This is a genomic window from Streptomyces sp. 35G-GA-8 (assembly GCF_023534745.1).
In the GTDB taxonomy this organism is placed as follows: Bacteria; Actinomycetota; Actinomycetes; order Streptomycetales; family Streptomycetaceae; genus Streptomyces.
In genome coordinates this window covers 70,194-95,348 of record NZ_JAMHJQ010000014.1, presented here as the reverse complement: position 1 = coordinate 95,348, position 25,155 = coordinate 70,194, and the positions used below count along the sequence as shown (strand labels likewise).

At 70.5% G+C, this 25,155-nt stretch carries 22 protein-coding genes; 9 read left to right on the top strand and 13 right to left on the bottom strand.

What is annotated here, in order from left to right; translation table 11 throughout:
- Positions 1-71: 71 nt before the first annotated feature.
- Positions 72-518 (bottom strand): ATP-binding protein, encoded by a 447-nt coding sequence (locus tag M1203_RS29185; RefSeq protein WP_249952808.1) that lies wholly within the window; start codon positions 516-518, stop codon positions 72-74.
- Positions 519-618: 100 nt separating this feature from the next.
- A complete protein-coding gene (locus tag M1203_RS29180; RefSeq protein ID WP_003967428.1) occupies positions 619-972 on the bottom strand; it encodes an STAS domain-containing protein in 354 nt (117 codons plus the stop codon).
- Between the two features lie 79 nt (positions 973-1,051).
- Between M1203_RS29180 and M1203_RS29175 the strand changes: the two genes are divergently transcribed.
- Positions 1,052-3,616 carry a DEAD/DEAH box helicase gene (locus M1203_RS29175; protein WP_249952807.1) on the top strand — a complete coding sequence of 855 codons (2,565 nt, stop codon included), beginning with the start codon at positions 1,052-1,054 and terminating at the stop codon, positions 3,614-3,616.
- On the opposite strand, the gene M1203_RS29170 is transcribed toward M1203_RS29175, so the two are convergent.
- From M1203_RS29170 to ssd, 7 genes are all read right to left on the bottom strand, one after another.
- Complete coding sequence (locus tag M1203_RS29170) at positions 3,613-4,017, bottom strand: Rv3654c family TadE-like protein (RefSeq protein WP_249952806.1); 405 nt, start codon at positions 4,015-4,017, stop codon at positions 3,613-3,615. The genes M1203_RS29175 and M1203_RS29170 overlap by 4 nt on opposite strands.
- Complete coding sequence (locus M1203_RS29165; RefSeq protein WP_249952927.1) at positions 4,014-4,439, bottom strand: TadE family type IV pilus minor pilin; 426 nt, start codon at positions 4,437-4,439, stop codon at positions 4,014-4,016. Before M1203_RS29165 ends, M1203_RS29170 begins: the two co-directional genes overlap by 4 nt.
- A 70-nt stretch (positions 4,440-4,509) precedes the next feature.
- Positions 4,510-4,647 (bottom strand): DUF4244 domain-containing protein, encoded by a 138-nt coding sequence (locus tag M1203_RS29160; protein ID WP_249952805.1) that lies wholly within the window; start codon positions 4,645-4,647, stop codon positions 4,510-4,512.
- Between the two features lie 131 nt (positions 4,648-4,778).
- Positions 4,779-5,552 carry a type II secretion system F family protein gene (locus tag M1203_RS29155; RefSeq protein WP_249952804.1) on the bottom strand — a complete coding sequence of 258 codons (774 nt, stop codon included), beginning with the start codon at positions 5,550-5,552 and terminating at the stop codon, positions 4,779-4,781.
- Positions 5,549-6,418: a type II secretion system F family protein gene (locus tag M1203_RS29150; RefSeq protein WP_249952803.1), complete on the bottom strand. Its 870-nt coding sequence runs from the start codon at positions 6,416-6,418 to the stop codon at positions 5,549-5,551. Before M1203_RS29150 ends, M1203_RS29155 begins: the two co-directional genes overlap by 4 nt.
- Before the next feature lie 8 nt (positions 6,419-6,426).
- Entirely contained in the window at positions 6,427-7,575 is a 1,149-nt protein-coding gene (locus M1203_RS29145) for a TadA family conjugal transfer-associated ATPase (RefSeq protein ID WP_249952926.1), read from the bottom strand.
- Between the two features lie 35 nt (positions 7,576-7,610).
- Positions 7,611-8,708, bottom strand: coding sequence for a septum site-determining protein Ssd (gene ssd, locus M1203_RS29140; RefSeq protein WP_249952802.1), 1,098 nt, complete (start codon positions 8,706-8,708; stop codon positions 7,611-7,613).
- A 515-nt stretch (positions 8,709-9,223) separates the two neighbouring features.
- Between ssd and M1203_RS29135 the strand changes: the two genes are divergently transcribed.
- A complete protein-coding gene (locus tag M1203_RS29135) occupies positions 9,224-10,060 on the top strand; it encodes an HAD family phosphatase (protein WP_249952801.1) in 837 nt (278 codons plus the stop codon).
- A 459-nt stretch (positions 10,061-10,519) separates the two neighbouring features.
- On the opposite strand, the gene M1203_RS29130 is transcribed toward M1203_RS29135, so the two are convergent.
- Positions 10,520-11,398 carry an oxidoreductase gene (locus M1203_RS29130; protein WP_249952800.1) on the bottom strand — a complete coding sequence of 293 codons (879 nt, stop codon included), beginning with the start codon at positions 11,396-11,398 and terminating at the stop codon, positions 10,520-10,522.
- A 102-nt stretch (positions 11,399-11,500) separates the two neighbouring features.
- On the opposite strand from M1203_RS29130, the gene M1203_RS29125 reads away from it, so the two are divergent.
- A complete protein-coding gene (locus tag M1203_RS29125) occupies positions 11,501-12,487 on the top strand; it encodes an ATP-binding protein (RefSeq protein WP_249952799.1) in 987 nt (328 codons plus the stop codon).
- A 301-nt stretch (positions 12,488-12,788) separates the two neighbouring features.
- On the opposite strand, the gene M1203_RS29120 is transcribed toward M1203_RS29125, so the two are convergent.
- Positions 12,789-14,066: a hypothetical protein gene (locus tag M1203_RS29120; protein ID WP_249952798.1), complete on the bottom strand. Its 1,278-nt coding sequence runs from the start codon at positions 14,064-14,066 to the stop codon at positions 12,789-12,791.
- 304 nt (positions 14,067-14,370) lie between these two features.
- Here M1203_RS29120 and M1203_RS29115 point away from each other — a divergent pair, with 304 nt between their 5' ends.
- The 6 genes from M1203_RS29115 (at position 14,371) to M1203_RS29090 (ending at position 22,878) form a co-directional block, all read left to right on the top strand.
- A complete protein-coding gene (locus tag M1203_RS29115) occupies positions 14,371-17,058 on the top strand; it encodes a SulP family inorganic anion transporter (protein ID WP_374404268.1) in 2,688 nt (895 codons plus the stop codon).
- Positions 17,059-17,297: 239 nt separating this feature from the next.
- Positions 17,298-19,253 (top strand): acetate--CoA ligase, encoded by a 1,956-nt coding sequence (gene acs / locus M1203_RS29110; RefSeq protein ID WP_249952796.1) that lies wholly within the window; start codon positions 17,298-17,300, stop codon positions 19,251-19,253.
- A 229-nt stretch (positions 19,254-19,482) separates the two neighbouring features.
- A complete protein-coding gene (gene nhaA / locus M1203_RS29105) occupies positions 19,483-20,916 on the top strand; it encodes a Na+/H+ antiporter NhaA (RefSeq protein ID WP_249952795.1) in 1,434 nt (477 codons plus the stop codon).
- 62 nt (positions 20,917-20,978) lie between these two features.
- Positions 20,979-21,476, top strand: coding sequence for a phage holin family protein (locus tag M1203_RS29100; RefSeq protein WP_249952794.1), 498 nt, complete (start codon positions 20,979-20,981; stop codon positions 21,474-21,476).
- Positions 21,473-22,462 carry an alpha/beta fold hydrolase gene (locus M1203_RS29095; RefSeq protein ID WP_249952793.1) on the top strand — a complete coding sequence of 330 codons (990 nt, stop codon included), beginning with the start codon at positions 21,473-21,475 and terminating at the stop codon, positions 22,460-22,462. The genes M1203_RS29100 and M1203_RS29095 overlap by 4 nt, the downstream gene beginning before the upstream one ends.
- A gap of 236 nt (positions 22,463-22,698) precedes the next feature.
- Positions 22,699-22,878 (top strand): hypothetical protein, encoded by a 180-nt coding sequence (locus M1203_RS29090; protein WP_249952792.1) that lies wholly within the window; start codon positions 22,699-22,701, stop codon positions 22,876-22,878.
- 108 nt (positions 22,879-22,986) lie between these two features.
- On the opposite strand, the gene M1203_RS29085 is transcribed toward M1203_RS29090, so the two are convergent.
- Positions 22,987-24,186 carry a MarP family serine protease gene (locus M1203_RS29085; RefSeq protein WP_249952791.1) on the bottom strand — a complete coding sequence of 400 codons (1,200 nt, stop codon included), beginning with the start codon at positions 24,184-24,186 and terminating at the stop codon, positions 22,987-22,989.
- Positions 24,187-24,351: 165 nt separating this feature from the next.
- Positions 24,352-25,095, bottom strand: a complete 744-nt coding sequence (locus tag M1203_RS29080) for a CoA pyrophosphatase (RefSeq protein WP_249952790.1) — start codon at positions 25,093-25,095, stop codon at positions 24,352-24,354.
- Positions 25,096-25,155: the final 60 nt, after the last annotated feature.

Below are 25,155 nucleotides of genomic sequence, written 5' to 3'. Positions count from 1 at the left end.
CAGCAGGGCCTTCCTGGAGAATGGATCACCGGCTCTCCGTCCGGCTGCCCGAAAGGGCCGGGGTAACGCCGTCAGGGCAACGCGACGGCCGAGGCCGTCGGCCAGCTCATCCGGATGACGCCACCGTCGTCGCCCGAGGTGACTTCCACATCGTCGACGAGCCCGCTGATGACCGCGAGGCCCATCTCGTCCTCGCCCTCGGCATCGCTCTCGTGGGAGTCGCCCGGAGCCACGCCGTCGCGGGCTTCCCCGGCGGCTCCGCTCACGGTCGTGACCCCGTCGCCGACCTCGATGGAGAAGGCTTTCTCCTCCTCGTTCAGCACGACTCTCACCGGGGCGGTGATGCCATGGCTGCGGTGCAGCCCGACCGCCCGGCTGCACGCTTCACCGACCGCGAGTCTGACCTCGTCCAACACAGCCTCATCGACACCTGCCCGACGAGCCACGGCGGCCGCCACAAGACGGGCCGTTCTGACATGTTCGGGCTGGGCGCTGAAGCGGAGTTCAACGGTGGCCATGCGATCCCCCTCGAACGTACGAGCGTGAAAACTCATGGGCGCGGGCGCCGGGCATCACGCCCGGTGCCTCTGCCCTCTCCTCCGGAAGACTCGGCCGACCTCAGTCGGTGGCCGCCACGGCCTCGTCGACCGTGGTGTGGATCGGGAACACCTTGGTGAGACCGGTGATCCGGAAGATCTTGAGAATGCGCTCCTGGTTGCAGACCAGACGCAGCGAGCCCTCATGGGCGCGCACACGCTTCAGGCCACCCACGAGCACGCCGAGCCCGGTCGAGTCCAGGAAGTCCACGCCCTCCATGTCGACAACCAGGTGGTAGCTGCCGTCGTTCACCAACTCGACCAACTGCTCGCGCAGCTTGGGCGCGGTATACACATCAATCTCGCCACCGACCTCGACGACCGTACGGTCGCCACCAGGGCCGGACACATTGCGAGTCGACAGGGACAGGTCCACGGATCCTCCAGCACCTTGCTATCGAGCGGTCGCCCCTCGGGTCTCCCCGACGGAGCCAGGGGACGTATCGCCAGCCGCGATGGCATTCAATCACTTACCAGCAGTCATGCACGACGCCTTGAGACCATTGTCCGTCACGCCAGTGACACACTCGATGCCGATGGCCAGGAATCACCGCCCCAGTGGACCCCCTGAGAGCGGGGGCAACCGCCCCTCCCCCCGTACGGTCCTGGACCGGCTCGCCACGGGGGCGGGCCGTGCTGCGCGCATCACCCATACGGAGCACCTGCCCCCGCGTGCGGGACGTCATGCCGTCTGGCCCGACCGCATCCGCCCGGAAGTGATCAACGCCATTCAGCGGGCCGGTGTCGACCATCCATGGGCCCACCAGGCGACGGCCGCCGAGCACGCGCTGGACGGCGAGTCCGTCGTGATCGCCACCGGCACCGCCTCCGGCAAGTCCCTCGCCTACCTCGCCCCCGTACTGACCACCCTCCTCGACGGCTCGGAGGCGCCCAACGGCAGAGGGACGACGGCGCTCTATCTCGCCCCGACGAAGGCTCTCGCCGCCGACCAGCGCCGCTCGGTCAAGGCGCTGGCCGCTCCGCTCGGCAACCGCGTGCGCCCCGCCGTCTACGACGGTGACACCCCGGTCGAGGAACGGGAGTGGGTCCGGCAGTACGCCAACTACGTGCTGACCAATCCGGACATGCTGCACCGGGGGATACTCCCGTCCCACCCCCGCTGGGCCTCCTTCCTGCGCGCCCTGCGCTTTGTCGTCATCGACGAGTGCCACACCTATCGCGGCGTCTTCGGCTCCCATGTGGCGCAGGTCCTGCGCCGACTCCGCCGCGTATGCGCCCGCTACGGAGCGAATCCGGTCTTCCTGCTCGCCTCGGCGACCGCCGCGGAACCGGCACAGGCCGCCGGCCGGCTCACCGGTCTGCCCGTCCACGAGGTCGCCGACGACGCGTCACCGCGCGGCGAACTGGTCTTCGCGCTCTGGGAGCCGCCGCTCACCGATCTGCACGGCGAGAAGGGCGCCCCCGTCCGCCGTACCGCCACCGCCGAGACCGCCGACCTCCTCACCGACCTGACCGTCCAGGGCGTCCGTACGGTCGCCTTCGTACGCTCCCGGCGCGGCGCCGAGCTCATTTCCGTCATCGCCCAGGAACGGCTGGCCGAGGTGGACCGCTCGCTGGCCCGCCGGGTCGCCGCCTACCGCGGCGGCTACCTCCCCGAGGAACGCCGCGCCCTGGAGAACGCCCTGCACTCCGGCGAACTGCTCGGCCTCGCCGCCACCACCGCACTGGAGCTGGGCATCGACGTGTCGGGCCTGGACGCCGTCGTCATCGCCGGCTATCCGGGCACCCGCGCCTCCCTGTGGCAGCAGGCGGGCCGGGCCGGGCGTTCGGGGCAGGGGGCGCTGGCCGTCCTGGTCGCCCGGGACGATCCGCTGGACACCTTCCTCGTCCACCACCCCGAGGCGCTGTTCCGGCAGCCCGTCGAGTCCACCGTCCTCGACCCCGACAACCCGTATGTCCTCGCCCCCCATCTGTGCGCGGCGGCGGCCGAACTCCCCCTCACCGAAGCCGATCTGACGCTCTTCGGACCCGCCGTACCCGACCTGCTCCCGCAGTTGGAGAGCGCGGCGCTGCTGCGGCGCCGCGACTCGGGCTGGTACTGGACCCGTCGCGAGCGGGCCGCCGACCTCGCCGACATCCGGGGCGAAGGCGGCAGTCCTGTCCAGATCGTCGAGGCCGGGACGGGGCGGCTGCTGGGCACGGTCGACGAAGCCGCCTCCCACACCGCCGTCCACGACGGCGCCGTCCACCTCCACCAGGGCCGTACGTACCTGGTGAAGCGGCTCGACCTGGCCGACTCGGTCGCCCTGGTCGAGGAGGCGAACCCGCCGTACTCCACCACCGCCCGCGACACCACCGCCATCTCCGTACTCGAAACCGACACGGAGATCCCGTGGGGCGAGGGGCGCCTCTGCTACGGCTCCGTCGAAGTCACCAACCAGGTCGTCTCCTTTCTGCGCCGCCGGCTCATCACCGGCGAGGTGCTGGGCGAGAGCAAACTCGATCTGCCGCCACGGACGCTCCGTACCCGGGCCGTGTGGTGGACGGTCACCGAGGACCAGCTCGACCGGGCCCGCGTCAACCCCGAGCAGCTGGGCGGCGCGCTGCACGCCGCCGAGCACGCCTCGATCGGGCTGCTGCCGCTCTTCGCGACCTGTGACCGCTGGGACATCGGCGGGGTGTCCGTACCGCTCCACCCGGACACGCTGCTGCCGACGGTCTTCGTCTACGACGGCCATCCCGGCGGCGCGGGCTTCGCGGAGCGGGGCTTCCGAACAGCCCGTGAGTGGCTCACAGCCACTCGCGAGGCGATCGCCTCCTGCGAGTGCGACGCCGGCTGTCCGTCCTGCATCCAGTCACCGAAGTGCGGCAACGGCAACGACCCCCTGCACAAACGAGGCGCGGTACGACTCCTGACCGAGCTCCTCAGCGCCGCCCCCGACACACAGCCGGAGACCGACGTACTTCCGGTCGCGCATCCGGAGGCTGGAATGGACGCGGAGATGGACGCGGACGTGGAAGCGGACGTGGAAGCGGAAGAAGCACCCACCGTGGCTTAGGGCGTGCCCGCGAGGCCTGACAGGGCACCTGGCGGGGGTACGGGCGGCGGCGGGCCCGCCCGTGCCCTGACCGTCGGGGCGTACGGTCCGAACGCCGCCCGCGCCGTCACGTCCGCGATCTCACCGCTCACCACGCACCGCACCACCTCCGCTCCCTGCGCCGCCGCCACCTCGGCCGCCCGCCGGCAGGCGTCCGCCGAGCCGAGAAGCGAGTGGTCCGCGGCGGCGAGGGCTGCCAGGTCGGCCGCGGCTCCCGCCCGGTGCCGGGCGACGACCGCCTGCCCCATGGCGAGCACCAGGGCGAAGACGGCACACAGCGCGGTCGCCGCCATCGCCACCCACACCGTCGCCGACCCGCGGTCCCTGGCCCTGGCCGCCCCTGGCACCACGGCCCTTGTCATGGCGCCGCCCCGGCCGCGTGCGGGCCTCCGGAGCCGTCTCTCGCGGCCTGTACGGGGTCCAGGGCGTCCATCGCGTCCTCCGCCGACGCGACGGCCTCGGCGGTGAGCGTGAGGGTCAGGGCGCCCGGCCCCGGCGTCGGCGCCTCCACCCGCACCCGCCACAGATCGCCTGTACGCCCCAGAGCGACCCTGGCGCCGGCCGGGGCGGCCGAACGGGCGGCGGCCACCGCCGCGGCCCGCGGCTCGGCTCTGGCGGCTGCTCTCGCCCCCGCGCGAGCAGCGTCCACACACCGGATCTGAGCGGAGGCCGCCATCAGCGCCCAGACGAGAGCCAGGGCGAACACGGCCAGCGCCGGTACCGCCACCGCCGACTCCGCCGTCACGAACCCCCGGTCGCAGGGACGGACCAGGCCACGGACCAGGCCACGGACTGGGCGACGGACTGGGCGACAGCCGAGGCGACGGGCTCCGGCCGGGCGCGTACGGACCGTCTCAGAACTGCGCACTGAGAGCCCTCCCGATCAACGACTGCAAGGCGCCCGCCACGGGCCCGCTCGTGACCACCTTGTAGAGCACCGCGGCGAGCGCGCAGGCGGCGATCGTCCCCACCGCGTACTCCGACGTGGTCATCCCGGCGTCTGCTCGCGCCCCGCGCGGCCGTGTCCGCCAGATTCGCCGGATTCGTCGAATCCTCATCCACATGTCGTCTCCCCCTGGAAACCGCAGGAATGGTTCAGTTCGTAGGAAATTAGGGAATTGGCTCAGCCGCCGTTCAGCAGGCCGCTCGCCAGACCGATGACCACCGGCGCCACCCCGACCGCCAGAAAGGCGGGAAGAAAGCACAGCCCTACTGGGGCCGTGATCAGCACCTGGGCCCGCTGGGCTCTGGCCACCGCTGCCCGGGCCCGCTCCGCCCTGAAGCCGTCTGCCAGCCGGGACACCGGCTCGGCGGCCGGCGCTCCGGTCGATGCCGCCCGTTCCAGACAGCGGGCCAGCCCCGCCGCGCCCGGTATCTCCCCGAACCGCCGCCACGCGTCGGCCGGTTCGCCGCCGAGCCGCAGCTCCGCCGCGGTCCGCGCCAGCCGGTCACCGACGGGTCCGCCCAGCGACTCGCCGACCGCCTCCGCCGCGTCGCGCGGTCCCGCCCCCGCCGCGATACAGGCGGCCAGCAGATCGGCGGCGAGCGGAAGCTGCTGACGGGCCGCCTCATCGGTACCGGTACGGTCCTCCGGCTTTCTCGTACGCAGCCACCTGCGGACCCCGTACGCCCCGGCGAGCCCGACCAGCCAGCCGGCCACCCCGCCGACCATGACCCAGCCGAAGATCACCGCGCCGGTCGGTGGACCCCAGCGCCGCGCCCACTCCGCCGCCCGGGGCCGGGGCCGCCGCCGTCCGTGCTCGACCGCGAGCAGGACCGCGAACCGCCGCCGCACCCGCCGTTCACACCGCCGGTCCGCCATCGCGAAGGCCAACGAGCCGATCGCGATGAGCACCACGACGACCACCCACAGCCTGTGGACGAACTCCCCGGTCATGGCGCCTCCCCGGTCCGTACGATCCGGGCGGCCCACCACAGGCCCGCGCCCTCCAGCAGGCCGCCCACCACCAGACAGCCGAGCCCGGCCGGGGTGTGCAGCAGGACACGCAGCGGATCCGCGCCCAGGGCCCAGCCCAGCGCCAGGCCGACCACGGGAAGCAGCGCCAGCACAGTGACGGTCGCCCAGGCCCCCGACAACTGGGCCCGCAATCCTTCCCGTTGCTCTCTTTCCGCCCGTAGCGCCGCGTCCAGGCGATCCAGTCCGGCGGCGAGCCCCGCCCCGCCGTCCACGGCCACCCGCCAGCAGGCCGCGAGTCCCACGAGGCCGTCCGCTCCCGGCTCACGCGCCGCCTTCCGCAGCGCGTCGGGTACGTCACCGCCGAACCGCGCGGCCGCCAGCACGATTCCCTCCGCGCTTCCCAGGCCACCGGTCGATCCCGCCGCGGCCAGCAGTGCCTGGGTGGGCTGCATACCGGCTCGGAGCTCGCCCGCTGCCGTGCCACACAGCGCGACGATCCGGTCGGCCAGCCGCTCACGCGCCTTCCTCCGCTCCCTGGCACGCAGCAACCGTCCCGCCACCGGCACCGCCAGCGCGCCCCCGAACAGCGGCAGTACCGACTCGCCCAGGAGCGCGAGCAACACCGCGGGCGGCAGACAGAGCCACTTCCCACGCAGCCGTCGCGCCCACTCACTGGCCTTCGGCAGCCACCGCTCCCACGGCGGCGGCCCCGGCATCGCGGCAACGGGCCTGCCCGGGGCCGCGAGCAGCCGTCTGGCCCGCCGCAGTCGCCGCTCCTGGCCGACGGCCAGCCGGACAGCTCCCCCGGCACACAGCACAGCTGTGAACGAGGTGAGAGACACCATCAGAGACGTCACAGCGCGCCTCCGATCAGCGCCAGCAACCGCGGCCGGCCACGGTCGTACGCGAAGCCTCCGGCGCCCCAGCGCAACGCGGGCACCGGCACCACCAGCCCCGCGCTGTCCCGCTCCAGCACATGCACCTCGGCGATCCTCCGGCGCCCGTCGCGGTCCCGTACCAGATGGATCACGACCGACAGCGCGGCCGCCAGCTGGCTGTGCAGCGCCGCCCGATCGAGGCCCGCCGCCGTTCCCAACGCCTCCAGACGCGCGGGAACGTCCGCCGCGGTATTCGCGTGTACGGTTCCGCAGCCTCCCTCATGCCCCGTGTTCAGTGCGGCGAGCAGTTCGGTGACCTCATGGCCTCGGACCTCACCGACGACCAGCCGGTCCGGCCGCATCCGCAACGCCTGCCTGACCAGATCCCGCAGCGTCACCAGGCCCGCGCCCTCCTGGTTCGCCGGCCTCCCCTCCAGCCGCACCACATGCGGATGGTCGGGCCTCAACTCGGCGGAGTCCTCGGCCAGTACGATCCGCTCGCGCTCCCCGACCAGACCGAGCAGGGTGGACAGGAGTGTGGTCTTTCCCGTGCCCGTGCCACCACTGATCAGGAACGACTGCCGGGCCTCGATCAGCGCCCGCAACACCCGCTCTCCGCCCGGCGGTACCGTCCCCGCCGCGGTCAGCTCCGCCAGCGAGAACGCCTTGGGCCGCACCACCCGCAGCGACAGACAGGTCGAGCCGACCGCCACCGGCGGCAGGACCGCGTGCATCCGTGTGCCGTCGGGCAGTCGCGCGTCCACCCAGGGGCGGGCGTCGTCGAGCCGTCGCCCGGCCACGGCGGCGAGCCGCTGCGCCAGCCTCCGTACGGAGGCGGCGTCGGCGAAGGACACGGCCGTCAGTTCAAGGCCGCCGCCCCGGTCCACCCACACCCGGTCCGGCGCGGAGACCAGCACGTCCGTCACCTCGGGGTCGTCGAGAAGCGGCTCCAGAGGGCCCGTCCCCACCAGCTCGCAGCGCAACTCCGCCGCCGCTCCGAGCACTTCCGCATCGCCGAGCAACCGCCCCTGAGCCCGTAACGCCGCCGCCACCCGCGCCGGTGTGGGGTCCGCCCCGCTCTCCGCGAGCCGCTGCCGTACTGCGTCCAGCAGCCCGTGCGCCATCGCGCCGCCGTTCTTCTGAGCCACCGAACCGCCGTTCAAGGCGTCACACTCCCGTCCCCGGCCAGCGCCCGCTCCCAGAAGGCCGTACAGAACGCGGCCAGCGGTCCGCGCGCACGGGATCCCGGGGGCGCGCCGCCGTCCTGGGACTCCGGCAGCCCCGGCTCCAGGGGCACTTCGCCCACCAGAGGCAGCCGGAGCGCGTCGGCGATCCACCGCTCGTCCAGCCCGGCGGCGTACGGACCCCGGACCACCACCCGTAGATCCCTGAGGACCATGCCCGCCAGCGAGGCCACCCGGCCGGCCGCGGCGACGGCCCGCAGCTCGGCGGGCACCACCAACAGCCCCAGATCCAGCTGTGCCAGGGCCTCCGCCACGGCTTCGTCGACGCGCCGGGGCAGATCCACGACCACGACCCCACCGCGTCTGCGGGCCGCCGCGAGCACCGACCGCATGGCCTCCGGCTGAATCACCACCGAATCGCCGCGGTCCCAGCTGAGCACCCGCAACTCATGGAGCCGGGGCAGCGACTCCTCCAACGCGCCACCCGCGACGCGTCCCTTGGAAGCGGCGAAATCCGGCCACCTTCTGCCCTCCGCCTGCTCGCCGCCGAGCACCACGTCAAGGCCCCCACCGAGCGGATCGGCGTCGACGAGCATCGTGCGCCGCCCGGCGCGCGCGGCGGTGACGGCGAGGGCGCACGCCAGTGTGGACGCCCCCGCGCCACCTCGCCCGCCGATCACACCGACGGTGAGCGCGGGGCGGCCGACGCCTTCTGCGGCATCCGCGATCCGGTCGACGAGCCAGCTCTCGGCGTCCGGCAGCCGCAGCACGCAGTCCGCACCGATCTCCACCGCTCGCCGCCATACACCCGGGTCGTCCTGGTCCCGCCCGACAAGCAGCACGCCCCGCCTGCGGGTGGCGCCACGGCAGCGCGCCGCCGCGTCATCGCCGACGAGAATCATCGGCGCGTCCTCCCAGCACCCCTTCCGCTCCGGCACCGAATGATGGACTTGCGGCTCGGCACCGGCCGCCGCGCAGAGCCTCAGCAGATCGTCGAGCAACTCCACGTCCTCGGTCAGGATCAGTGGTCCCGCCCCGTTACCCCCGCCGATCCGTGAACGATCGGATGTCATGGATCCAGCCACGATCTCCCCCTCTATCTCTTCTTCTCGATCCGGCTATCCGCGAGCACTTCTCTCCGCGATCTCGCGGTGATCCGGTATCCGCGATTCCGGCTTGCGTGAACTTCGCGACAGGAATCACCGTGCAGGGCAACAAGAAATCGTGTGGATCTTGCTCGAAAACTGTGGACAACTCACCAGTTGTGAATATCCCGGTAGCTCATACCAGTGACTTCCGGAGAGCAGCGCATTGGCTACACACGGTGACGGGCATGCTCGCGGAGGCGTCATCGCGCACAGAGCCTCAGAAAGGGGGACGAGTGGCTTCGAAGAGCCAGAAAAGCGTCCGGACATGCGACGACCCCCGCCGGGGGGGAGAGCGGGGGTCGTCCCCACGGCCGACTCGGGGGGGGGAGGAGCCGGACCGGGTTAGCACGGTCGCGAACGATCCGTGACTTCCATGGTGTACCCGAGAGCCTTCTCAGGCAAACCCACGCGCCCCAGCTTACGCCGAATGGTGGGCGCATATGCTCGGCCTCGTGGAAAACCACTCCTTGCCGCGCACAGCAGCCTTCTTTGACCTGGACAAGACGGTCATTGCGAAGTCATCGACGTTGACCTTCAGCAAGTCCTTCTACCAAGGCGGCCTGATCAACCGCCGCGCCGTACTGCGCACCGCATACGCGCAGTTCGTCTTCCTCGCCGGAGGCGCCGATCACGACCAGATGGAGCGGATGCGGGAGTATCTCTCCGCGCTCTGCAAGGGCTGGAACGTCCAGCAGGTCAAAGAGATCGTCGCCGAGACACTGCACGATCTCATCGACCCGATCATCTACGACGAGGCGGCGTCCCTCATCGAGGACCATCACATCGCCGGCCGCGATGTGGTGATCGTGTCCACCTCCGGCGCGGAGGTCGTCGAGCCCATCGGCGAGCTGCTCGGCGCCGACCGGGTGGTGGCCACCCGGATGGTCGTCGGCGCCGACGGCTGCTTCACGGGCGAGGTGGAGTACTACGCGTACGGGCCGACCAAGGCCGAGGCGATCAAGGCCCTCGCCGCGTCCGAGGGGTACGACCTCTCCCGCTGCTACGCGTACAGCGACTCCATCACCGACGTACCGATGCTCCAGTCGGTGGGACACCCCTACGCCGTCAACCCCGACCGCGCGCTGCGCCGGGAGGCGACGGCGCGCGACTGGCCGATTCTCGTCTTCAACCGTCCCGTGCGACTCAAGCAGCGCCTGCCCGCCTTCTCCATGCCGCCCCGGCCGGCACTGGTCGCCGCGGCAGCGGTGGGCGCGGCCGCGGCGACAGCCGGGCTGGTCTGGTACGCGAGCAAGCGACGGCAGTCGACGCCCGCTTGATGCCGTCTTCTGAAGTCGCCCCCGAGGACGCCCCTGAGGCCGTCCGGTCTCAGGGGCACCCGGTCGGCCAAGACCCGAACATTACGACCGTTTTGCCACTCTTTGAACCTAAAAGTAAAGAAGTCCAGCCAGGGGTTTCGCATCCCTGCGGACAGGAGTAGAAAGGATTCAACGGCCCGCGAGACCAAGGACATCCGAGAGGATCACCTGTTTACGCACCAGGCCCCACGGACCGAGCATGAAAACTGAGCACCCACGCGACGTCGACCCGTCGAATACGGGCCAGCCGCACCAGGTGACGGGCGAAGTACCCGACCTGATGGGCAACACAACGAGGACGCTTGGTAACTCGGTGGACATGCCAGCGGCGGTGCCAACGAGGCGCCGCCGCAACCCTGTTCAGGCCGCCTTCGTCCGGGTCACATCCGCCCGGTCCACATGCGTCCGGACGGCCTTCGCTCAGGCCGCGCCCCGCTGAAGTGCTTCACAGACGGCGGTCGATTCACGTACACCCAGCTCGATGGCCCGGCCGCAGTGGACGATCCACGCCGCCATGCCCTCCTGGGTGCCCGACACATAACCGTCAAAGGCAGCGGCGTACGCCGCGCGCCCCAGCTCCGCGTGACCCACCTCCGCCGGGCAGACCGACTTGGGGTCAAGGCCGCTGCCGATCAGCACGACGCGCTCGGCCGCCCGCGCCACCAGGCCGTTGTACGAGCCGAAGGGGCGCAGCGCCAGCAGCTCGCCGTGCACCACCGCCGCCGCCACCAGGGCCGGCGCCCTGCTGGGCGCGATCACCAGCCGCGACAGTCCCTCCAGCCGCCCGGCCACCTCGCCGGCCTCCGGCAGCGGAGCCCGGGGCAGCGGTTCCGGCACATCACCTCCGGGCGCCTCCACGACCGGCTCGCCGGCCAGCCGGGGCCGTCCCACGGTCTCGTCCGTGACACCCGCGCCCCCCGCGGCCACCAGATGCAGCCGCGCGAGCACGCGCAGCGGCGACTGCCCCCAGATGGAGAGGAGTTGACCCGCCTCGGCGTTCAGCCGGAGCGCCGCGCCGACCGTACGGGCCTCGGCCTCCGAACCGAAGTCGCTGCGTCGGCGCACCTCTTCGAGCGCCCAGTCCGCACCGGACAGCGCCGCGGAGCCACGCGCGGCGCGCAGGGCCGCCTCGGCGGTGACCTCATTGCTGCGGCGGCGCATCACTCGGTGGCTGTAGACACGGTCGACCGCCCCGCGTACGGAATCCACCGCGTCGGGAACGCCGGGCAGGGAAGCCAGTGCGAGCAGTGGGTCGTCCGGCCGAGGCGCGAAGGAAGCGTCAGAGGCAGTCGTACTCATAAGTAGGGAGGCTACGCGCCCGTGCCGCGCGCCCCACCTTGGAGTGGTCTTCCTCACTCAGTCATCTCACCTTGAGCGAGATTGCGACTACTCTAGGTGAACATGAAGATCGCTTTCGTGGGCAAGGGCGGCAGCGGCAAGACCACGCTGTCCTCGCTCTTCATCCGTCATCTGACCGCCAACGAGGCCACCGTCGTCGCGGTGGACGCCGACATCAACCAGCATCTCGGGGCCGCGCTCGGCCTCGACGAGACGGAAGCGGCCGCGCTGCCCGCCATGGGTGGGCAGCTTCCGCTGATCAAGGACTATCTGCGGGGCAGCAATCCGCGGATCCCGTCGGCCGAAGCGATGATCAAGACAACACCTCCGGGTGAGGGGTCGCGCCTCCTGCGGGTCGGCGAGAACAACCCGGTGTACGAGGCGTGCGCCCGTACCGTCCAACTGGACGACGGCGAAATCCGGCTGATGGCCACCGGCCCCTTCACCGAATCCGATCTGGGGGTGAGCTGCTACCACTCCAAGGTCGGCGCGGTCGAGCTGTGCCTCAATCATCTGGTCGACGGCCCGCACGAGTACGTGGTGGTCGATATGACGGCGGGCTCGGACTCGTTCGCCTCCGGGATGTTCACCCGGTTCGACATGACGTTCCTGGTGGCGGAGCCGACGCGGAAGGGCGTGTCCGTATACCGCCAGTACAAGCAGTACGCGCGGGACTTCGGCGTCTCGCTGAAGGTCGTCGGCAACAAGGTCCAGGGCAGGGACGATCTGGAATTCCTGCGCGAGGAGGTGGGCGACGACCTGCTCGTCACCGTGGGCCACTCCGACTGGGTCCGGGCGATGGAGAAGGGCAGGCCGATCCGCTTCGAGCTCCTTGAGGCGGACAACCGCTGCGCGCTCCAGACCCTCCAGGACGCGGCGGAGGACTCCTACGAGCTACGCGACTGGGAGCGGTACACACGGCAGATGGTCCACTTCCACCTCAGGAACGCGGAGAGCTGGGGCAACGCGAAGACGGGTGTCGACCTCGCCGCGCAGGTCGACCCCGCCTTCGTCCTGAGCGAAGCACTCGCCGTGCCCCAGCCGTCCTGAGCCCCACACACCCCAGCCCAGCCGGCGGACGGAGTCCGACGCGCGCCCCGAAGCCCGGAAGGCGCCCCGGCGCCGACCGGTGCGAGGAACGCAGAAAGAGGAATCTGCCTCGCCGCGCAGGTCGACCCCGCCTCCGTCCCGAGCGAAGCACTCGCCCTGCCCCAACCGTCCTGAGCCCCACGCCTCAGCCCAGCCGGCGGACGGAGTCCGACGCGCGCCCCGAAGCCCGGAAGGCGCCCCGGCGCCCCGGCGCCCACCAGGAACGCCGAAGCGTCCGTCCCCCGTACCGCCGGCGACGCCGTCAGTGTTCTTCGGAGTGGTCGGCCGGGCGGGCGGGCGGGGACGGGCTCTTGCTCGCGGGGGCGGCCGCGAGCGCCGTCCAGCCGCCCTTGGGTGCCTTGCCGACGCCCAGGCCGCGGTACTTCTCCAGGGTCCCCGGGTCCTGCGCGTCCAGCCAGTCGGTGAGCTGGCGGAACGTCACGCACCGCACGTCCTTCTGGACGCACACGGTCTTGATGGTGTCCTCGACGGCGGTCATGTACGTGCCGCCGTTCCAGGACTCGAAGTGGTTGCCGATGATCAGCGGCGCGCGGTTCCCCTTGTAGGCGCGGTCGAAGGCTTCCAGCAGACCGTCACGCATCTGGTTGCCCCAGTACGCGTGCTGCGAAGGATCGCCATTGACCGTCCCCGACTGGTTGTACATGAAGTTGTAGTCCATCGAGAGCGTCTCGAAATCACGCCCCGGCACCGGGACCAGCTGGAGCGGAATGTCCCAGAGGCCGTCTGTCTTCTTCGGCCAGAGCTGGTCGCCGATGCCGCTGGAGTCGTAGCGGAACCCCATCGTCTTCGCCGCCCGCATCATGTTCTTCTGCCCTTCCAGGCAGGGCGTGCGGGCGCCGATCATTTCCTTGTCGTAGTCGAAGGGGAGCGGGGCCTCGTCCTTCAGGCCCGAGTTGGTCTTCCAGTTCTTGACAAAGGACTTGGCCTGGTTGATCTCGCTCTTCCACTCATCGACGGACCAGGTGCCGACGCCGCCCTCGTTGCCGCAGAAGTGGCCGTTGAAGTGGGTGCCGATCTCATTGCCGTCGCGCCAGGCGCCACGCAGCTCCCGCAGTGTGTCCTTGATCCCGTCGTTGTCATTGAAGCCGATGTCAGAGGTGCCGCGACCGTGCTGGGGCGGGGCGTACAGGTCGGCCTTCTCCTCCGGGAGCAGATAGACACCGCTCAGGAAGTACGTCATCTTCGCGTTGTACTTCTTGGCCACTCCGCGGAAGTGGGAGAAGAGCTTCTGACTGTCCTCGCCCGCGCCGTCCCAGGAGAACACAACGAACTGGGGCGGCTTCTGGCCGGGCTTCAGCTGCTCAGGCTTCGGCATGTGGGGCTGGTCACCGGTGAAAGCGGTTGAGCCGTCACCGATGAGTTGTACGGCGTTCCCGGCGCCTCCGGCGGCCTTCCCGGGGCCGGGGGCACCATTCGTGACCTTGTCATTGGCTCCCTGAGATCCGGAACACCCCGCGAGCCCGACGGCGAGCGCCATGACGGCGGCCCCCCAGCCGATTCTCCTTGTGGCGGCCAGCATCCGCCCACCTCTTCCTTCAGATTTCAGTACCGAAGTGCCGAGCGGCGACTGCCGGCACGGCGCCGAGCGCCGACAACGTCGCACTGAGACCGATAAGAAGAAGAAACGACAAGCCGTACAAGATCACTAATCACTCACCCAGGTGAAGCATTGCCCCATTTGCCTGGAAAGTCATGCCGGAGTCTTTACTCTCCATTACGATCTATTTACCGAGTGTTGAGGAAGACCTCCCGCCACTGCACGCCGTGACCCACGGCCGCGCCCCCACACACTGCGACCGCGCCGCCCGGAGGAGACGGGAAATATGACTGCTGCCATCCCCACCCGCACCAACCCCGTGTCCTGGACCGCCCGCATCGATTCCACGATCCGGACCACTCCCGTGGAGACCGTGTCCCGGTTCACGCGCATCTCACAGTTCCGACGGCCCCGCAGACCGCCAGGCGGAGACCGCGACGAGCGTCGCGGCCCCGGAGGGGGCGAAGGACGCGGAGGGCGCGGGTTCCGGATCGCCGGAGCCGACGTGTCCGCGTCGATCTCCGTCTTCCTGATCGCGCTGCCGCTCTCCCTGGGCATCGCGCTCGCCACCGGCGCACCGCTCCAGGCGGGCCTGGTGGCCGCCGCCGTCGGCGGTCTGGTCGTCGGCCGGCTGGGCGGAGCCCCGCTTCAGGTGAGCGGCCCCGCCGCCGGGCTCACCGTCGTCACCGCCGATCTGATCCATCAGTTCGGCTGGCGCGTCACCTGTGCCATCACCGTCTGCGCCGGACTCGCCCAACTCGGCCTCGCGGCGCTGCGGGTGGCCCGCTCGGCGCTCGCCGTCAGCCCGGCGATCGTGCACGGCATGCTCGCCGGCATCGGCGTCACGATCGCGCTCGCCCAGCTCCATATCGTGCTCGGCGGGAAGCCGCAGAGCTCCGCCATCGACAATGTGCGCGGCCTGCCCGCCCAGTTGGCCAATCTGCATCCGGGCGCGCTCTCCGTAAGCCTCCTGACCGTCGCCCTACTGCTCGCATGGCCACGGATTCCAGGGCGTACGGGGCGGATCGTACGCAAGATCCCGGGCGCGCTCGCCGCGGTGACGATCACGACGGCCCTGGCCGCGCTCGCCGGAGTCAGTCTGGAGCGCGTCGATCTGCCTTCCTGGAGCAGCCATGCCTTGCCCGCGCTGCCCGATGGGCCGGTGCTCGGACTGCTCGCGGCCGTTCTCACGGTCACTCTGGTCGGCAGCGTCGAATCACTGCTCTCCGCGGTCGCCGTGGACAAACTGGCGGCGGCCCGCAAGAAGCCGGGCATCCACATCCCGCGCGCCCGGCTGGACCGGGAGCTGGCCGGACAAGGGGCCGGGAATGTCGTCTCGGGCGCGCTCGGCGGCCTGCCCATCACCGGCGTCGCCGTACGCAGCGCCGCCAATGTGGCGACAGGCGCGGTGAGCCGGAACTCGACCATGCTGCACGGGCTGTGGATCGCCATCGCGGCCCTGCTGCTGGTGCCCGTGCTGGACCTGATCCCGCTGGCGGCCCTGGCCGCGCTGGTGATGGTGGTCGGGGTCCAGATGGTGAACCTCGTCCATCTCCGCAGTGTGCAGCGGAACCGCGAAATGCTGGTGTATGTGGTGACGCTGGCCGCCGTGGTGCTCACCGGCGTGCTGGAGGGTGTGGTGATCGGGATCGCGGTGGCGGTCGCGGTGGCACTGCACCGGCTCACCAGGACCCGGATCACGGTCGAGGTGCGGGACGGGGTCCACCGTGTACGCGCGCGGGGCCAGTTGACGTTCCTCGCCGTGCCACGGCTCAGCCGGGTGCTGCACCAGGTGCCCTGGGACGTGGACTGCGTGGTCGAGCTGGACGGATCCTTTATGGACCATGCGGCGTTCGAGGCCCTGCACGACTGGCAGACGGCGCATATCGCCCATGGTGGTACGGCCGAATTCACCGGCCGGGCGGGCGGCCGGATCACCGAGCCCGCCATGGAGTCGCCCACCTGCTGCCCGCCCTGGACGCCATGGCGCAACCACCAATGCGGGGAGCACGCTCTCGCGCAGCCGAACGCCTCGCCGCGTTCTGGGCAGACGGACCACGCCCCGCCCACAACCGACCCGTCCACAGTCGGCCCACCCCCAAGCGATCCGTCCGCGGTCGGCCCCTACGCAGCCGGCCTGTCCTCGGCCGTCGCGTCCGCGACCGGCCCATCCACAGCCGCCCCGTCCACAGTCAGCCTGTGCGCGGCCGACCTGTGCACGGCCGACCTGTCCGGGACCCATCCCTCCGCAGGCGTGGCGCGTTCGCCCGGAATCCGTCAACTGACCAACGGGATCAGCTCCTTCCAGCGCAATACGGCCCCGCTGGTACGCGCTGAGCTGGCCCGGCTGGCGCGCGAGGGGCAGCGGCCCTCTCAGCTCTTCCTCACCTGCGCCGACTCCCGGCTGGTGACGAGCATGATCACGTCCAGTGGTCCGGGCGACCTGTTCACCGTACGGAACGTGGGGAATCTGGTCCCGCTGCCCGGCACGGACGGCGCGGACGATTCGGTGGCCGCGGCGATCGAGTACGCGGTGGATGTCCTGCGCGTGGAGTCCATCACGGTGTGCGGGCATTCGGGATGCGGGGCGATGCAGGCACTGCTGAACACCCCCGCCGGCGCGGACGGGGCCGGGACTCCGCTGCGGCGCTGGCTGCGCCATGGGCTGCCCAGCCTGGAGCGGATGCGAAACCGTCAGCACTCCTTGGCGAGGATCTCCGGACGGCTGCCCGCCGACGCGGTCGAGCAGCTCTGTCTGACCAATGTCGTACAGCAGTTGGAGCATCTGCGGGCCCATGAGTCGGTGGCCCGAAGGCTGGCCGAGGGCACGCTCGAACTGCACGGGATGTACTTCCATGTCGGCGAGGCCCAGGCGTATCTGCTGGCGGACGGAGTCGGGTCCGGCGGTGACCGCGGCGACGAAGAGGTGTTCGATCTGGTGGCCCCGACCACGCTGGAGGAGTCGCGCGCCTGAACCGAACTCGCACCGCATCCGTGAGAGTCTGTGGCCCCCCTTCCCACCACCCCGGGGAGGAGGGCCACATCTCAGTCGGACGCGGGATAGCGGATCCGGGCCCGTGTCCGGGCGGCGGATCCGATCCCATCACACAGGTCTAAACCAATTCCTGGAAGCCCCTTGTCACCCGGGCATCCGCCTGATGAGCTTGGCCCGGGACACATAGGACATAGGACGCCCTGGGAAAGGGAGATGTCGTGAGCAACGAAAGCCTGGCCAACCTGCTCAAGGAGGACCGGCGGTTCGCACCGCCGACCGAGCTGGCCGCGCACGCCAATGTGACGGCGGAGGCGTACGAGCAGGCCGAGGCGGACAGGCTTGGCTTCTGGGCCGAGCAGGCGAGGCGGCTCACTTGGGTCACCGAGCCGACCGAGACGCTGGACTGGTCGAACCCGCCATTCGCGAAGTGGTTCGCGGACGGCGAGCTGAACGTCGCCTACAACTGCGTCGATCGCCATGTGGCGGCCGGTCACGGAGACCGCGTGGCCATCCACTTCGAGGGCGAGCCGGGCGACAGCCGCGCGATCACTTACGCGGAGCTGAAGGACGAGGTGTCGCGGGCCGCAAACGCGCTCACCGAGCTGGGGGTGCGCGCGGGCGACCGGGTCGCCGTATATCTGCCGATGATCCCCGAGGCCGCGGTCGCCATGCTGGCCTGCGCCAGGATCGGCGCCGCGCACTCCGTGGTCTTCGGCGGCTTCTCGGCCGACGCGGTCGCCTCCCGTATCCAGGACGCCGACGCCAAGCTGGTCATCACCTCCGACGGTGGCTACCGCCGCGGCAAGCCGACCGCACTCAAGCCGGCCATCGACGAGGCCGTGGCGAAGTGCCCGCAGGTCGAGCGCGTGCTGGTGGTCCGCCGTACCGGCCAGGACACCGCCTTCGACGACTCCCGTGATGTGTGGTGGCACGACATCGTCGGGCGCCAGTCCCCGGAGCACACCCCCGAGGCGTTCCCGGCGGAGCACCCGCTCTTCATCCTCTACACCTCGGGTACGACGGGTAAGCCCAAGGGCATCCTGCACACCTCGGGCGGCTACCTCACCCAGGCGGCCTACACCCACCACGCCGTCTTCGACCTCAAGCCGGAGACGGACGTGTACTGGTGCACGGCCGACATCGGCTGGGTGACCGGCCACTCGTACATCGTGTACGGGCCGCTGGCCAATGGCGCCACCCAGGTGATGTACGAGGGCACCCCCGACACCCCGCACCAGGGGCGGTTCTGGGAGATCATCCAGAAGTACGGGGTGACGATCCTCTACACGGCGCCGACCGCCATCCGTACGTTCATGAAGTGGGGCGACGACATCCCCGCGAAGTTCGATCTCACTTCCCTGCGGGTGCTGGGCTCGGTCGGTGAGCCGATCAACCCCGAGGCGTGGATCTGGTACCGCGAGCACATCGGCGCCGGCAAGACCCCGATCGTGGACACCTGGTGGCAGACGGAGACCGGCGCCATGATGATCTCCCCGCTCCCCGGTGTGACGGAGACCAAGCCGGGCTCCGCCCAGCGCGCCCTGCCGGGGATCTCGGCGACCGTCGTGGACGACGAGGCCCGCGAGGTGCCCGACGGGGGCGGCGGCTATCTCGTCCTGACCGAGCCCTGGCCGTCGATGCTGCGCACCATCTGGGGCGACGACCAGCGGTTCATCGACACGTACTGGTCCCGCTTCGAGGGCAAGTACTTCGCCGGGGACGGCGCGAAGAAGGACGACGACGGCGATATCTGGCTGCTCGGGCGGGTGGACGACGTCATGCTCGTCTCCGGCCACAACATCTCGACGACGGAGGTGGAGTCGGCCCTCGTCTCGCACCCCAAGGTCGCCGAGGCCGCCGTGGTCGGTGCCACGGACGAGACGACCGGCCAGGCCATCGTCGCCTTCGTGATCCTGCGGGGCTCGGCCCTCGTCGATGACGGTCTCGTGGCCGAGCTGCGCAACCATGTCGGCACCACGCTGGGTCCGATCGCGAAGCCCAAGCGGATCCTCCCCGTCGCGGAGCTGCCGAAGACCCGCTCGGGCAAGATCATGCGGCGGCTGCTGCGGGATGTCGCGGAGAACCGCCAGCTCGGCGATGTCACCACGCTCACCGACTCGTCGGTCATGGATCTCATCCAGTCCCAGCTGCCCAGCGCGACCAGCGAGGACTGAGCGGGCGAGGACTGAGCGGGCGAGGACTGAGCAGGGCGGGGACTGAGCGGGGCGAGGCCGCCCCGCCGCGGGGCGCTCGGCATTCAATGCCGGGCGCCCCGCTGCGTGCTCCCTCGCGCAACGCTCCCCTGCGCGGCGATCGTCCCGGCCGGGTAAAGTAGGCAGCGCGTAAATAACACAACAAGATTTACAAGGTGCGCCGGGAAGTCTGGTCGGCATGTGATGCGTCATGCCCGCAGTTCGACCGGAGGCCTTCGCCGTGCCCATATCCGCGCCCACACCCACCGGCCGTAAGTTCCTCGGACGCCTCCCGCTGCCCGAGCGGAACTATCTCGCGGAGGCGCTGCGCACGGAGACTGTCGGCGGCGTCCTTCTGCTCGTCGCCGCCATCGCCGCCCTCCTCTGGGCGAACACACCACTGAGCCACAGCTACGAGGCCGTAAGCGACTTCCACTTCGGACCCGCCTCGCTCGGCCTCGACCTCTCCATACAGCACTGGGCGGCCGACGGTCTGCTCGCCATCTTCTTCTTCGTCGCCGGCATCGAGCTGAAGCGCGAACTGGTGGCCGGGGAACTGCGCGATCCCAAGGCCGCCGCACTCCCCGTGATCGCCGCGCTCTGCGGAATGATCGTGCCCGCCCTGGTCTATGTGCTGGTCAACACGACCGGCGGCGGGTCTCTGAGCGGCTGGGCCGTGCCCGTCGCCACCGATATCGCCTTCGCGCTCGCCGTCCTCGCGGTGATCGGCACCTCACTGCCCTCCGCGCTGCGCGCCTTCCTCCTCACCCTCGCGGTCGTCGACGATCTCTTCGCCATCCTGATCATCGCCGTCTTCTTCACCAGCACTCTGAACTTCGCGGCGCTCGGCGGCGCGGTCGCCGGTCTCGTCGTCTTCTGGATCCTGCTGCGCAAGGGCGTACGCGGTTGGTACGTGTATATCCCGCTGGCGCTGGTCATTTGGGGCCTGATGTACAACAGCGGCGTCCACGCCACCATCGCCGGGGTCGCGATGGGGCTGATGCTGCGCTGCACCAGGAACGAGGGCGAGAAGCACTCCCCCGGCGAGCACATCGAGCATCTGGTGCGCCCCGTCTCGGCCGGTCTGGCCGTACCGCTGTTCGCGCTCTTCTCCGCGGGGGTCTCCGTCTCGGGCCATGCGCTCGGCGAGGTCTTCACCCAGCCGGAGACCCTTGGCGTCGTACTGGGTCTGGTCGTCGGCAAGGCGGTCGGTATCTTCGGCGGCACGTGGCTGGCCGCGCGCTTCACCAGGGCCGAGCTGAACGAGGACCTGGCCTGGCCCGATGTCTTCGCGCTCGCCTCGCTCGCCGGGATCGGTTTCACCGTCTCGCTGCTCATCGGCGAGCTGGCCTTCTCGACGGACCCCGCGCTCACCGACGAGGTGAAGGCCGCGGTGCTGACCGGCTCGGTCATAGCCGCCGTCTTCTCCGGGGTACTGCTGAAGCTGCGCGTCCGCACGTACCGTGCGCTGTACGAGGAGGAGGAGCGGGACGAGGACCGGGACGGTATCCCCGACATCTATGAACAGGACGATCCGGCATACCACTTGCGCATGGCGGAGCTGTACGAGGCGAAGGCCGCCGAGCACCGTCGGCTGGCGGAACACGCGGGGGCAGCGCGCGGAGACGGCGAGGGTCCGGCATGATCGGACAACGGATTCGTAGCCGACGGTCCGTAGCCGAGAAGAGCGAGAAGAGGGAGTCACCGATGAGCGACCCCGGCAAGCACGTCGCCGACGCCGTCCGGACCGGTACCGTGATCGAAGCCGCCGCCGCCGGCGACCGCAGCATTGGCCAGCTGGTCGCCTCGGCCACCGCCGAGATGTCCGCGCTGGTGCACGATGAGATCGCCCTGGCCAAGGCCGAGATCCGACAGGACGTCAAGCGTGGTGTGACCGGTGGGACCGCCATCGCGATCGCGGCGGTGTTCGCCCTGTTCTCCCTGCCGGTGCTGAGCTTCGCCGCCGCGTACGGGATCCACAATCTGGGGCTCGGGCTCGCCTGGTCGTTCCTGATCGTGGGCGGAGCGTTTCTGATCCTCGCGGCGCTGCTCGCCGGGCTCGCGCTGCTGAAGTTCAAGAAGGTGAAGCCGCCGGAGAAGTCCATCGCCTCGGCCAAGGAGACGGCGGCCGTACTGCAGAACGTGAAGCCGCATCCCCGCCAGGTCCGGGAAGTCACCAAGTCTGTGGCACGCTCGTCTGCATGACCGCCCCTGAATCCGACCCCGGCAAGACCTCCGGCACGGGGCCTGGCACGCCCTCCGGTGGGACCTCAGGAGCGACACCGGCTTCCGCTGTCCGTCTCGATGGTCCCTGGACCCATCGCGATGTGGCAGCCAATGGTGCGCGCTTCCATATCGCCGAGATGGGCGAGGGGCCGCTGGTGTTGCTGCTCCATGGCTTCCCGCAGTTCTGGTGGACGTGGCGCCATCAGCTGACCGCGCTGGCGGACGCCGGGTATCGCGCGGTGGCCATGGATCTACGGGGGGTGGGCGGCAGCGACCGTACGCCCCGGGGGTACGACCCCGCCAATCTGGCGCTCGACATCACCGGGGTGGTGCGCTCCCTCGGTGAGCCGGACGCGGCGCTCGTGGGCCATGATCTGGGCGGCTATCTCGCCTGGACGGCGGCCGTGATGCGGCCCAAGCTGGTGCGCCGGCTCGCGGTGTCCTCGATGCCGCACCCGCGCCGCTGGCGCTCGGCGATGCTCTCCGACCTCTCGCAGAGCCGCGCCGGATCGTATATCTGGGGCTTCCAGCGGCCGTGGCTGCCGGAGCGTCAGCTCGTCGCCGACGACGCGGCGCTGGTGGGGCAGCTGATCCGGGACTGGTCGGGCCCCCGGCCGCCCGACGATGAGGCGCTCGGGATCTACCGGCGCGCGATGACCATCCCGTCGACCGCGCACTGCTCGATCGAGCCGTACCGCTGGATGGTGCGGTCGATGGCGCGGCCGGACGGCATCCAGTTCAACCGGCGGATGAAGCGGCCGGTGCGGGTGCCGACGCTCCAGCTGCACGGGTCACTCGACCCGGCGATGCGGACGCGCAGCACGGCGGGGTCGGCCGAGTATGTGGAAGCGCCCTATCGCTGGCGGCTGTTCGATGGTCTGGGGCACTTCCCGCACGAGGAGGACCCCGCCGCGTTCTCCGCGGAACTCATCAACTGGCTGAAGGACCCCGAGCCGGACCGCTGAACTGGTTTGCGGGCGGCGGCGAGACTCGTCGGCGATGACCGCGGGCGGCTGCGGCTGCCGGCGGCTCTTGCGGCGAGCCGGGCGGCTGACACGGACCGGTGAAGAGCGACGCGCCGCCCGCCCCGGTTGTCACCCTTTGAACGCTTGTCCTACGAACAGCCAAATGCCTCGCGCATAGGCCAATTGGCCCACTCCCGCGCGGTTACCGACCATGGGCCAGGGGCACAGGTCGAAGTATGGGCTGGACGCACGACTACGGTGACGCAGCACGCAACCGCCGCTCGGCCTCTGCGCCGATCACCCACAGAAGGGGCGGGTCCGACGAGCAGGGCCATGATCCCCGGCTCGGTATTTCCCTGATCCTCCGCCGCAGAGCGCGCTGGGTCTCCGCCCGGCTGCGCCATCAGCGCTCCTGAGGGCATGTCACAGCGTTCCGCCCGGCGAGCCGGGCGGAACTCTGCGGACACGGCCCGGAGCGACACGGCCCGGAGCGACACGGCCCGGAGCCACACGGCTCAGAGCGCTCAGAGCGCGCACCCCTGGGTGTCGACCTGCTGGTTGGCGTTCCGGCCGAGCGTGATGTCGTCGCGGATCTCGTCAGCTGTCAGGGCGTAGCCGGTCTGGGGATCGTCGAGCGACCTGGCGAAGATCACTCCGTACACCTTGCCCTCGGTGGTGAGGAGCGGGCCTCCGGAGTTGCCCTGGCGTACGTTCGCGAAGAGTGAGTAGACATCGCGCCGGACCTCGCCGCGACGGTAGATGTCGGGGCCCTCCGCGTCGATACGGCCCCGGACGCGCGCGGAGCGTACGTCGTACGAGCCGTTCTCCGGGAAGCCCGCGACGATCGCGCTGTCGCCGCTGGCCGCGTCCTTGTCGGTGAACTGGAGCGGCTCGGCGGGGAGGTTCGGCACGTCCAGTACGGCGATGTCGCGCTGCCAGTCGTAGAGGACGACCTTGGCGTCGTACAGCCGTCCCTCACCGCCTATCTGGACGGTGGGCTCCTCCACGCCGCCGACCACATGCGCGTTGGTCATCACCCGGCGGTCGGCGAAGACGAAGCCTGATCCTTCGAGGACCTTGCCGCAGGTGGGCGCCGTACCGACGACCTTGACGATCGACTGCTGGGCGCGGGCCGCCACCGGGCTGCCCGCGAGCGCCGGATCCGGGGCCTCCACCTCGGTGATGGGCTCATTGGCGAACGGGCTGAAGACCTGCGGGAAGCCGTTCTGGGCCAGTACCGACGAGAAGTCCGTGAACCAGCTGGACGCCTGGGCCGGCATCACGCGGGAGACCCCCAGCAGCACCTTTGAGCTGCGGACCTCCTTGCCGAGCGTCGGCAGTGAGGTCCCGGCGAGGGCGGAGCCGATCAGCCAGGCCACGAGCAGCATGGCCACGACATTGACCAGCGCGCCGCCACCGGCGTCCAGGGCGCGGGCCGGCGACCATGTGATGTAGCGGCGCAGCTTGTTGCCGAGGTGCGTGGTGAAGGCCTGGCCCACCGAGGCACAGACGATCACTATGACGATCGCGACGACGGCGGCCGTGGTGGAGACCTCGGAGTCCGCGGTCATCTCGGCCCAGACCACGGGCAGGAGATACACCGCCACGAGACCGCCACCGAGAAAGCCGATCACCGACAGGATGCCCACCACGAAACCCTGGCGGTAGCCGACGACCGCGAACCACACGGCGGCGAGCAGCAGCAGGATGTCCAGCACGTTCACCGTCAATAGCCTCGCTTGCCTCGCGGATACGTCTCCATCGCCCCGCCCCGTCGGCGGGGTGCCCCGCCCGGCCGTCGGTACGGAGCTTCCGGCGGCCCTGGCGACCGGCGGCGGAGCCGCCGGGGTCAGGAACCTCCGAAGGGTGGAACATTGGGGGTCAGCCTGTCATGCACGCCAGTCCAGCGGGACCTGCTTGGAGCGGTCCCATGGCTGCTCCCAGCCCGCGAAGTACAGGATCCTGTCGATCACTCCGGCCGTAAAGCCCCAGACCAGCGCGGACGCGACCAGAAAGGCCGGGCCTCGGTGGCCGCTGGGGTGCCGGGCCGTCGCGCGGTTGGCCGGGTCCGTGAGATCCGCCACGGGAACGGTGAAGACCCGGGCGGTCTCCTCGGGGTCGACGACGCCGACAGGGGTGGGGCTGCGCCACCAGCCGAGCACGGGCGTCACGACGAACTCGCTCACCGGGATGTAGAGCTTGGGCAGCACGCCGAAGAGCTGGACCCCGGACGGATCGAGACCGGTCTCCTCCTCGGCCTCGCGCAGCGCCGCCCGCAGCGGTCCCGTGGTGGCCGGATCGCCGTCGGCGGGGTCGAGGGAGCCGCCGGGAAACGAGGGCTGTCCCGGATGCGAGCGCAGGGTGCTGGAACGCTCCATCAGCAGGAGCTCGGGGCCTCGGGCGCCCTCGCCGAAGAGGATCAGGACGGCGGACTGCCGTCCGTCGCCGCTCTCCGGCGGCAGAAAGCGGCTGAGCTCTTCCGGTACGACGGTCCGCGCGGCGCGCACGACGGGCATCAGCCAGTCGGGCAGCCCGTCGGTGGAGACGGCGACCCCGGCCGTCGCCGGGTCGCCATAGGTCTCGTTCGTTCGGTAGGTCTCGTTCGCCCGGTAGGTCTTTTCAGCTCGCGTCATAGGCACCCCTGTCGTACAACGCCTGCCGTCGGCCGGATCGTTCCGCCCGCATCCGGCTCC

Coding starts and splice junctions, on each gene's coding strand:
- M1203_RS29095 (WP_249952793.1), top strand. CDS start 21,473: ATGACCGCCCCTGAATCCGACCCCGGCAAGACCTCCGGCACGGGGCCT.
- ssd (WP_249952802.1), bottom strand. CDS start 8,708: ATGACATCCGATCGTTCACGGATCGGCGGGGGTAACGGGGCGGGACCA.
- M1203_RS29120 (WP_249952798.1), bottom strand. CDS start 14,066: ATGCTGGCCGCCACAAGGAGAATCGGCTGGGGGGCCGCCGTCATGGCG.
- M1203_RS29090 (WP_249952792.1), top strand. CDS start 22,699: ATGGGCTGGACGCACGACTACGGTGACGCAGCACGCAACCGCCGCTCG.
- M1203_RS29135 (WP_249952801.1), top strand. CDS start 9,224: ATGCTCGGCCTCGTGGAAAACCACTCCTTGCCGCGCACAGCAGCCTTC.
- nhaA (WP_249952795.1), top strand. CDS start 19,483: ATGCCCGCAGTTCGACCGGAGGCCTTCGCCGTGCCCATATCCGCGCCC.
- M1203_RS29080 (WP_249952790.1), bottom strand. CDS start 25,095: ATGACGCGAGCTGAAAAGACCTACCGGGCGAACGAGACCTACCGAACG.
- M1203_RS29145 (WP_249952926.1), bottom strand. CDS start 7,575: ATGGCGCACGGGCTGCTGGACGCAGTACGGCAGCGGCTCGCGGAGAGC.
- M1203_RS29185 (WP_249952808.1), bottom strand. CDS start 518: ATGGCCACCGTTGAACTCCGCTTCAGCGCCCAGCCCGAACATGTCAGA.
- M1203_RS29160 (WP_249952805.1), bottom strand. CDS start 4,647: ATGACCACGTCGGAGTACGCGGTGGGGACGATCGCCGCCTGCGCGCTC.
- M1203_RS29125 (WP_249952799.1), top strand. CDS start 11,501: ATGAAGATCGCTTTCGTGGGCAAGGGCGGCAGCGGCAAGACCACGCTG.
- M1203_RS29130 (WP_249952800.1), bottom strand. CDS start 11,398: ATGAGTACGACTGCCTCTGACGCTTCCTTCGCGCCTCGGCCGGACGAC.
- M1203_RS29170 (WP_249952806.1), bottom strand. CDS start 4,017: ATGACAAGGGCCGTGGTGCCAGGGGCGGCCAGGGCCAGGGACCGCGGG.
- M1203_RS29100 (WP_249952794.1), top strand. CDS start 20,979: ATGAGCGACCCCGGCAAGCACGTCGCCGACGCCGTCCGGACCGGTACC.
- M1203_RS29175 (WP_249952807.1), top strand. CDS start 1,052: ATGGCATTCAATCACTTACCAGCAGTCATGCACGACGCCTTGAGACCA.
- M1203_RS29150 (WP_249952803.1), bottom strand. CDS start 6,418: ATGGTGTCTCTCACCTCGTTCACAGCTGTGCTGTGTGCCGGGGGAGCT.
- M1203_RS29115 (WP_374404268.1), top strand. CDS start 14,371: ATGACTGCTGCCATCCCCACCCGCACCAACCCCGTGTCCTGGACCGCC.
- M1203_RS29155 (WP_249952804.1), bottom strand. CDS start 5,552: ATGACCGGGGAGTTCGTCCACAGGCTGTGGGTGGTCGTCGTGGTGCTC.